The 9,554-nt window shown below is 57.9% G+C and carries 6 protein-coding genes; 2 read left to right on the top strand and 4 right to left on the bottom strand.

The window, feature by feature from the left end; all coding sequences use genetic code 11:
• Together istA and istB are read left to right on the top strand one after the other, a co-directional pair.
• Positions 1–789 (top strand): IS21 family transposase (gene istA / locus P3T18_RS36370; protein WP_429304789.1); only part of this gene is annotated, 789 nt, incomplete at its 5' end.
• Positions 786–1,604: an IS21-like element helper ATPase IstB gene (gene istB, locus P3T18_RS36365; RefSeq protein WP_429304788.1), complete on the top strand. Its 819-nt coding sequence runs from the start codon at positions 786–788 to the stop codon at positions 1,602–1,604. The genes istA and istB, both read left to right, overlap by 4 nt.
• 1,166 nt (positions 1,605–2,770) lie before the next feature.
• Here istB and P3T18_RS36360 read toward each other — a convergent pair.
• The 4 genes from P3T18_RS36360 to P3T18_RS36345 form a co-directional block, all read right to left on the bottom strand.
• Entirely contained in the window at positions 2,771–3,289 is a 519-nt protein-coding gene (locus P3T18_RS36360; protein ID WP_429304787.1) for a general stress protein, read from the bottom strand.
• 177 nt (positions 3,290–3,466) lie between these two features.
• Positions 3,467–4,930 carry an efflux transporter outer membrane subunit gene (locus tag P3T18_RS36355; RefSeq protein ID WP_429304786.1) on the bottom strand — a complete coding sequence of 488 codons (1,464 nt, stop codon included), beginning with the start codon at positions 4,928–4,930 and terminating at the stop codon, positions 3,467–3,469.
• 30 nt (positions 4,931–4,960) lie between these two features.
• On the bottom strand, positions 4,961–6,256 hold the full coding sequence (locus P3T18_RS36350; RefSeq protein WP_429304785.1) for an efflux RND transporter periplasmic adaptor subunit: 1,296 nt from the start codon (positions 6,254–6,256) through the stop codon (positions 4,961–4,963).
• Complete coding sequence (locus P3T18_RS36345; protein WP_429304784.1) at positions 6,253–9,456, bottom strand: efflux RND transporter permease subunit; 3,204 nt, start codon at positions 9,454–9,456, stop codon at positions 6,253–6,255. Before P3T18_RS36345 ends, P3T18_RS36350 begins: the two co-directional genes overlap by 4 nt.
• Positions 9,457–9,554: the final 98 nt, after the last annotated feature.

Genomic DNA, 9,554 nt, shown 5'->3' with positions numbered 1-9,554 from the left:
TCGAAGGGATTCGATGGCGGCGAGAGAATCGTGCGCAAGTTCGGTGCCACATTGCGGCCTGTACCGGCGCCCGATCCGTTGGTGCGATTCGAGACTGCTGTGGGCGATCAGATGCAGGTCGACTGGGTCGAGTTCCGCAGGCGTAAAGGAGCGAATCTGTTCGCCTTCGTGGCCACTCTCGGCTATAGCCGTGCGACCTACGTCGAATTCGTTTCCGACATGCGGCTCGATACTTTGCTGAGGTGTCACCTCAACTGTTTTAACTGGTTCGGCGGTGTGCCGCGCCGTGCGCTGTACGACAATATGAAGACCGTTGTCATCGAACGGGATGCGTACGGCCCGAAGCAGCACCGCTTCCAGCCGGGGTTTCTCGACTTCGCCCGGCACTACGGGCTTCAGCCCCAGCTCTGTCGGCCCTATCGCGCGAAGACCAAAGGCAAGGTCGAACGGATGAACGGATATTTGCGCCGTAGTTTTTACGTTCCGCTGGCCGCCCAGTTCAAGGCGGCCAACGTCGAACTGGACGTGACGACCGCCAACACTGAAGTCTGGCGTTGGCTACGCGAAGTTGCACATGTCCGGATACACGGAACGACCCGGTTGAAGCCTGGCGAGCAACTGCTTGTTGAGCAGAAGGCCTTGCAGAGCGTGCCGCCACCGTATCCGGCGCTGTTACCAGCAACGACACCAGCGAGCGGACAAGAGCTGCGCGAGCGATTCCACGACTGGCTGTCTCCGCTACAGCACCCGCTGTCCGTGTACGACCAGCTGATTCGGGTTGCCGCATGAACATCGCACACGAACGCGTGGCGCAGCTATGCGCCCAACTGAAGCTCACGACCATCGCGGACGCGTTGCCACATCTGGCGCAAAAGGCGACCGCCGACGAGGTGAACCTGACAGAGTTTCTCGAATCGGTACTAAAGGCCGAGCACACAGCGCGGCTCGTCAGACAGCGCGCGACGTTTGCGCGCCTGGCAGGCTTCCCGACGATCAAGACCCTCGACGGTTTCGACTTCGCGGCAGCCAGCGGTGTGCCCAGATCCCAGGTCCAGGAGCTGGCGAGCCTGACGTTTCTGGAGCGCAACGAGAACGTCGTATTACTCGGTCCGAGCGGCACAGGCAAAACTCACATTGCAATGGCACTTGGTTATGCAGCAACGCAAGCCAGGATCAAGGTGCGCTTCATCACCGCAGCGGACCTGCTGATGATACTGACCACGGCACATCGACAGAATCAGCTGGGAGACGCACTAAAACGATTCGTCAACCCGTACCGGCTGTTGATCATCGATGAGATCGGATACCTGCCGATGAGCCGTGAGCAGGCCAACCTGTTCTTCCAGGTGATCGCCAAACGATACGAGCGTGGCAGTCTGATCGTGACCAGCAATCTTCCGTTCGGGCAGTGGGACCAGACGTTCGCCGATGACGCAACGCTCACTGCTGCCATGCTCGACCGGCTATTGCATCACGCTCACGTCGTGGCAATCCAGGGCGAGAGCTATCGACTACGCGACAAGCGACGCGCCGGACTGGTTATTAAAAGACCGACTACAACAAAGGAGGACGCCGTCAACGGAATGCGGTCGGCACCGCAATAACACTACAACCCGGTGTATCAAATCTGAAGTGCCGATGCCGGCAGAAACTGTATCAATTCCTGAGTGCCGTTGACACCGTGGCGGCGTAGCTCCTGCCGGATCTCAGTGGAGACTTTTTCTCACTCGAAAGACGTCGGTTTCGAGATTGCAGGTGACGATGGTCGGCGTATTGCCGAAACGATCGTGCGGCTCTTGCTCTCGATCAACCGGTCGTTGACCGGAACTGGCCACAGGTGTGTAAAGCGCTTGGGCACGCATTCCCAATCTTGTCGAGCAGCACTACGCGGTAAGCCTGGCGCTGTTCGCGCTCAGCTAAGTGGACCACCTCATCTTGCGTAAAGTAACCGTGGAGCGCGCCGATCAGAAACGCTATCGCGTAACGTCCTATCTATTCTTCCATGTCCATGCGGACCATGGCGCTCTTATCACGGAACACCTGCCCGGGAGGGCCTTGGCGCGTTCTGGTCTGCTGACGGTGAAATGGTCCGAAACGTGAGAAAACGGCGATCGGTCGATATGTTTGCTGGAAGTTTTAGCTGGACCATCGAAACCGGGTCGCTCATTGTGCATGACGTTTTTTCGGTCGCAACGCACGGTGACGTGAACACCCTGTGAACAGTAGCAGTCTGAATTTTTTCGGCGTTGGTCACTTTTGCGTTGGACTCGCTAACACCTCTCAACGATTTCGGCGAAAGAATCGACTGTCACTTCGACTGTGTTCGAGTCGATTCTCCGTTTTCCTTCGTTGATCGCTTTTTGCAGATCATTCTGGAGCGCCTTGATGGCCGCCTTCAGTCACATTGACAGTTCTTTTCTGGCTATAGATGGTCGATGCAGGAATTGTCGCCCCGTCGGCTGATCGCGCGGCATTTAAACTACAAACGAAGTGCGCCCTACGCTAAATGGTCATTTAGTGTTGCACCAGCCTGGGTGTCAATGTCGTCGCGGAATTCCTCAGGCGAGAGACGACGTGCCTTGACCAGTGCGCCGACCACGTCACCGCTGACAGTTCGTGAAAAGACGCTCCGTGCCGGAACTGCGACTGCCGCTGGGTCGCCTTTTGTCTGGAAAAAAGCAAATGCCTTCACGCTGGGCTCGGGTTCATCGATAAGAGGACTCGACCGGCTGGACCACCGGCCTCGTTTGTCGATGTCGACCCATAACGCTTAGACTGCTGGCGCGCTGCCTGCTTCGGTGGTCACAGCTGTGCGGTTAAGGATAGCGCGAGCTTGTTCTACGTCTTCTGACGTACCGTGTACGATCAGCAGAAATCCATTCGCCCTGATTGCAGTTTCGTACTTCACGGCGTCGTCCTTCGGCACACCAAGTTCCGCGAGCGCGGCACCGAGCGCCGTCACGCCACCGCCGATTACGGCGCCTTCAAGCGCTGAAACGACTGCCGCAACGACTGGGCCAGCGAGACCGACAAGACCGAGTCCGGGGACGAGGAAAACGGCCGGAGCGAGCAGCAGGCCCCAGATGCCGCCCCAGAACGCCCCCGTCGCGCCCCACGAGCGAATACGATCGCCTACCGAGTAGAAGCCGATAGCATGTTCTTCGGAGTGGTAGCCTTTGCCAACTACAGAGAGTTTGGTCATGTCAAAACCGTTGCGGTTCAATTCCTTGACGGCTTCGTCAGCGTCGGCGTGGCTAGTGAAAGTTGAAATGACAGTACTGTCCTGCATAGTGCGCCTCCTTGGGCAATCATTGGGTGATTCGTTGCAATTGTTCCGCTTTGGCGTCAGAAGATGTCGCCGTGGCGCAACCAGACGTTTGCGAGAGCGCATTCGTGTGCGCTTAAATTGAGTGTGGCAAAGTTTGGGTGAGAGCTTTTTCCGAATCGCACTGTCGATGCAGCGTATTCATTGGTCGCTTTGTGATGTTGTTGCTAGTGCCTCGCGATCCCAGCCTCCGCCGAGCGCCTTCAAAAGATGCACACTCGCGTCAATGCGGCGTGCCGCAATCTGTGCTTCGGCTCGCTCGTTAGTGAGCGCAATGGTCTGAACTGTTACAACGTCCAGATAGCTGACAGCACCGGCTTGATAGCGGTTCATGGTTAACTGGAGCGAGCGCCGCGCGGCTTCTGTTGCAAGACTTTGACTCCGCGCTTCCATAACGAGGCTATCGAGCGCCGATAGCTGGTCTTCGACCTGCTGAAACGCTACCAGCACGGTGTGCCGATAATCGGCTACGGCGGCGTCGTATTGAGCGGTCGCGCCGTGCAATGCGGCACTTCGTCTACCGCCGTCGAACAGGGTGCCCACTAACTGCGGGCCGAGGGACCAGAACAGGCTGGGAGCAGTTAGCCAAGGTGCAAAAAAAGTACTCTCGAGACCAGCACTGGCACTCAACGTTAAATCTGGATAAAAAGCCGCTCTCGCTTGGCCGATCTGTGCGTTGGCGGCAGCTGCGTGACGTTCAGCGGCAGCAATGTCAGGCCGACGCTCGAGCAACTGAGAAGGCAATCCGGCAGGAATCACGGGCAACGTGATCGGTTCTTGCTTTGGCGGCAACGAGAAGGAAGAGGCGGGTACGCCGATCAATGTCGCAATCGCATGCGTCACCTGTGCGCGCTGCACGTTGATGTCGATCGCTTGGGTGCGGATACTTTCCAATTGAGTTTCGGCCTGTGCGGTGGCAGAAGCATCGATCGCGCCGTCTCTCAGTTGCTGCCGCAAAATACTCAACGCGGCGGCATAAGCAATGACACTGTCGTCGAGCAATTTTTTTTGAACGTCAAGCGCACGCACAGAAAAATAGGCGCTAGCAAGATCGCTGCTGATAGAAAGACGGACAGCTTCCACGTCGGATTGACTTGCCTGGGCGTTGTCACGCGCATTCGCTACCGCGTTGCGTACGCGCCCGAACAAGTCTGGTTCCCACTCGGCCAACAAGCCTGCCGAGTAATCGGGCACGGTTTTCCCCGCGAGTGAGTGTCCTTCGACGTTCTGCGAAAGCCGGGTACGCGCCTCTGCGGCACCGGCCGTGACGGTTGGTAGATAACTTGCATGCTGATAGTCGATCATGGCGCGCGCCTGCTGAAGTTGAGCCACGGCCTTCTGAAGCGTCTGGTTGGACACGGTCAGTTGGTCTTCAAGCCGATCCAGTTCGATATCGTTGAAAATCGCCCACCAGCGGCCACGCGGGACTGTGTCCAATGGCGATGCCTTGCTCCAGCCCGAGGCGGCGGGCGAGGCTGCAGCGTAATGCTCAGGGATCGCCACTTGTGGCGGGGAATAGGCAGGTGAGGTAGAACATGCCGCCAATGTAAAGGCTGCGACGGCGGTTAGCCCCTTGCATAGCGAATTGAGCCTCGGCGAGCGCATGGTGGAGATTTTCCGGGTTCATGCCCCGCGCTAGCTGCGCACGGCTTTAGTGGAAGATGTGGCGCTCGCGCCCGCCGATGGTTTTGGCGTCGCTGGCGCCTGCATCACCCGTACACTAGTGCCGGCCGTAGTCGCATCGCCGGGGTTGTCGATCACGCGGTCAGAGGCTGTCAGTCCCGTTGCGATCTCCATATACGTGCCGAAGTCGCGGCCGATCGTGACAGTCTTTAACGCCACCTTGCCCTGTTGATCGACCACCGCTATGGTGACGCCATCGGGACGGAACAGCAGCGCGCTGACCGGCAGCTGGAGAGCTGGGTGAGGGGTGTCGAGCGCGAGATGTACCTGAACATAGGCACCGGGGCGTAGCGCGCCATCACTATTTTTCACATCCACCTCAACGCGCATCGTGCGGCTTGCGGGGTTGATCACCTCGGAACTGCGCGCTACCTCCGCGGGGAAGCGGCGACCCGGATATTGCTGGGTCGTGAGGTAAACCTGTGTACCGACCGTGACGAGGCTGGCATCATCTTGTGGAATGTCGGCAAAAGTACGCAGCACGTCTGTTTGCACGATGTGAAACAGTTCGTTGGCGGGTATCGCAAGACCAGGGGTACCCCCCGCAGTGACCAGCGCGCCGACATCTACATTACGTACGGTAATAACTCCATCGAAAGGTGCGGTGACCTTTTCGTACGACACCAGTTCGGCAAGTCGTGCCACGTTGGCCTGGGCGGAGGCCAGAATTGCCCTTTTGGCGAGCATGTCTGCGCTGCGAGTGTCCGCATCCTGCTGCGAGACCGATTGCGTTTGCAGCATTTGCTGCCAGCGCTGCGACGTGCTGAGTGCGTATTCGTAGTTCGCTTGAGCCGTGGCGGCGTCGGCACGTGCCTGGCGCCACTGCGCATCGAGTTCGGGAGTTTCGATAACCGCGAGCGATTCGCCTGCTTTAACCTTCGTGCCGATGTCTGCGTACCAGCGCCGAATGTATCCGCTCGTGCGTGCATACACCGCCGCTTCCGCAAAAGGCGTCACTGCTCCCGGCAACAGCAGTTCACGCAACGCCGGAGCGGTGCCCGGTGAAATTACTTTCACGGAAGGCGCTTGCTGTGCCGCAACTTGCTGAGTCAAGGCAGCGTCAGCGCTTAATCGCGGCACAATGCCGAGAGTTAGCAGAATCGCAGCGACGGCGGCCAGCACGATAAGCGACCGATATCGGCGCAAGCGGCGTTGACCCGAGGTGCCGGCCGGTGCCGTTAAATCACGGTCAGCGGGCACCACCAGACTCGTGCCGGCTTTGCGCTCGTCAGCATCCGATGGATTCATGATGACTTCCTTTGGTTATGGGACTCATTGAGCGTGGGAGGTGTCGCTTTGACGCGGCGCTGGGCAAGCCACGTGTGGACCATGGCGAACACCACCGGCACGAACATCAATGTGGAAATCGTGCCGATGGCCAGACCGCCGATCACCGCACGTCCCAGCGGGGCGTTTTGCTCGCCGCCATCGCCCAGACCTAACGCCATCGGCATCATGCCAATCAGCATGGCGAGCGCAGTCATCAGGACTGGACGGAAGCGTGTGAACCCCGCTTCAAGTGCGGCCGCGAGCGGATTGGCGCCGCTTTGCAGCAATTCCCGCGCGGCGTTGACCACAAGAATGCTGTTAGCTGTCGCAATACCGATGCACAGAATCGTGCCCGTCAAGGCCGGCACACTTACTGTCGTGTGAGTGGCGAACAGCATCCACGAAATGCCAGCAAGCGAGCCGGGAAGTCCGCTCACGATGATGAGCGGGTCGAGCCAAGACTGAAAATTAACTACCATGAGCAAATAGACGAGTGCGATGGCAAAGATCAGCCCCGTCTCGAGGCCGCCGAACGACTCGTTCATCGACTGAACCTGGCCGCGAATGACGATGGCGGAACCCGCTGGCAAATCGGCCCGCGCTGCGTCCACAAGACGCGTGACGTCCGCAGTGACACCACCGAGGTCGCGCCCCTGAGGAGCCGCGAAAATATCGAGCACAGGCTGCACGTTGTAGTGAGAAACCACGGCCTGTTGCGTGCTGCGTGACAGCTGACCTAGCGTGCCTAGCAGATTCCCGGGGGCAGCTCCCCCGAAAGTTGTCACTGGGATATTGGCCAGCGTTTGCAGCGAATGGATGTCATATTGAGGCACCTCGGCCATCAACGGATAACTGACGCCGTTCTTAGGATCGAGCCAGAAGTTCGGCGTTGTCTGCGAACTGCCGGAAAGGGCAATCAACAGGTTCTGTGCGACATCCTTTTGAGTGAGTCCGGCCTGAATGGCTTGGGTTCGATCGACGTTCAGATTGAGGGTGGGTGCGTCACCCGGCTGCTGGATACGTGCGTCGACCAGACCACGCACACTGCGCAACTGCGCCAGCAATCGGTTCGCCACTACGCGGTTCTCTGCGAGCTTCTCGCCCACAATTTGAATGTCGATGGGCGCCGGGAGACCGAAATTGAGTATCTGACTGACGATATCCGCAGGCAGAAACGAGAATGTCACTCCTGGAAATGCCGCATTCAGGGCATTTCGCAGGCGGATCATGTAGGCAGCAGTTGACCCGGCGCCGGACTTGAGTGTGAGCATAATGTCAGCGTCTTCCGGTCCGATCGGATCTGAAGTGTCGTAGGTGAGATTGATCCCACTGACGGGCACCCCGATATTGTCAAGCAATGCCGCTTGATCCTGCTTAGGGATTATCGTGCTGATCGTCGCTTCGACTTCGTCCGTGATGCGTGCCGTCTGCTCGATTCTGGTGCCTGTTGGCGCGCGCAGGTGCAAACGGATTTCGCCGGAGTCCACGGCTGGAAAGAAGTCACGTCCGGTGAACGGAATCAGAGCAAGAGAGCCGAGACAAAGGAAAAGGAAGAACGGGATGAATCTTTTCCGACCGAGGATCGCCTGCTGTAACGTAACACGATAGCGACCGCGCAATTGTTCAAAACGTCGCTCGAAGCCGGCCTGGAACCGGACGATCGCGCCGAATCGGCTTGGTGATGCTGCGCCCGCTTTTGACGGCGCGCGCATTAAATACATCGCAAGCGTCGGGATAAGCGTGCGTGAGAAGAAGTAAGACGCACACATGGCAAAAACGACGGCTTCTGCGAGAGGCACGAAAAGATACCGTGCTACGCCGGAAAGCAAAAACATCGGAACAAAAACAATGCAGATCGACAATGTTGAGACGAAGGTGGGCACGGCAATTTCACCGGACCCGTTGAGGATTGCGTCGTGTAATGGCTCACCGTTTTCAAGATGATGAGTGATGTTCTCGATAGCTACGGTGGCGTCGTCGACCAGAATGCCGACGGCGAGCGCGAGGCCGCCGAGCGTCATAATGTTGATGGTCTCTCCGAGAGCTGATAGTGCAATGAGCGAGGTCAGTACAGCCAAAGGAATCGAGATCGCGATGATCAGTGTGGCTCGCCAACTGCCGAGGAAAAGCAGGATCATGACGGCCGTCAAGCAGGCTGCGATCACGGCTTCGCGCACTACGCCAACAATTGCCGACTTCACGAATACCGACTGGTCAGAGAGCGGTGTAATGACAAGCGCCTTGGGGAGGCCTGCTGCGATTCTCGGCAAGAGGGATTTGACCTGCTGGATGATTGTGAGAGTCGATGAGCTGCCCGTCTTCTCGATCTGCAGCAATGCCGCGCGCTTGCCGTCGCTTCGCACCATATTGGTCTGTGGGGCGTAGCCGTCGATTACATGAGCAACGTCGCGAACATAGACCACAGCGCCATTGATTGTTTTAATTGGCAAGTTATTGAGCGCAGCGACAGTGTCCGTGCTGCCGTTCATCTGTACGTTGTATTCGCGTGAGCCGATCTTTGCGGTGCCACCCGGCAAGATCAGATTCTGCGCGTTGACGGCGTTGACTACGTCCGCCGGTGCAAGTCCTTTCGCTTGTAACGCCCGCGGGTTGATTTCGACCATGATCTGGCGTACTTTCCCGCCGAAAGGCAACGGCACTGCTGCACCCTGAACAGTTGCAAGCTGGGTGCGGATGAAACTGTTACCCAAGTCATACAACGTTTGCTCCGGGAGTGTGTCACTCGATAGACCAAGCTGTAGGACCGGTACCGTCGACGCGTTGTACGTGATGATGTTCGGCGGCAATGTGCCTGGAGGCAAAACGCGGAGAATCGAAGCCGAATTCGAGGCGGCTTCGGCGATTGCGCGATTGATGTCAGCACCAGGATGAAAGAAAACTTTTACCACCGACACGCCGTTGAGCGACTGCGATTCAATATGCTCGATGTCGTCGACGTCGGTGGTGAGTGCCCGCTCGTAATTCGAAGTAATGCGGTGCGCCATATCCTCAGCGGAAAACCCGTTGTAAGACCAGACGATGCTGACAACTGGGATATTGATGTTCGGGAAAATGTCAGTCGGTGTGCGCAGAATTGCAAGTGGACCGAGTATGAACAGTAGAACGGCCAGAACGATGAACGTGTAGGGTCGCTGCAGGGCGAGTCGGACTATCCACATGAACGATTCCTGGAGACGCAGGGCTTGAGAAAGTCACGCACGCATATGACACAGCGGGGTGGATTGGGTCATGGTGAGCCTTATTTGGGACTCACCGT

The sequence above is a fragment of the Paraburkholderia sp. GAS199 genome, from assembly GCF_050436585.1.
Classification (GTDB): domain Bacteria; phylum Pseudomonadota; class Gammaproteobacteria; order Burkholderiales; family Burkholderiaceae; genus Paraburkholderia.
Note: the sequence above shows the minus strand (reverse complement) of the source record. Positions and strands in the feature narration are given on the sequence as shown.

What these genes read in the sequence shown, in the direction of transcription:
- P3T18_RS36350 (WP_429304785.1), bottom strand. Translation starts at nt 6,256, where the DNA reads ATGAATCCATCGGATGCTGACGAGCGCAAAGCCGGCACGAGTCTGGTG.
- P3T18_RS36360 (WP_429304787.1), bottom strand. Translation starts at nt 3,289, where the DNA reads ATGCAGGACAGTACTGTCATTTCAACTTTCACTAGCCACGCCGACGCT.
- P3T18_RS36355 (WP_429304786.1), bottom strand. Translation starts at nt 4,930, where the DNA reads ATGCGCTCGCCGAGGCTCAATTCGCTATGCAAGGGGCTAACCGCCGTC.
- P3T18_RS36345 (WP_429304784.1), bottom strand. Translation starts at nt 9,456, where the DNA reads ATGTGGATAGTCCGACTCGCCCTGCAGCGACCCTACACGTTCATCGTT.
- istB (WP_429304788.1), top strand. Translation starts at nt 786, where the DNA reads ATGAACATCGCACACGAACGCGTGGCGCAGCTATGCGCCCAACTGAAG.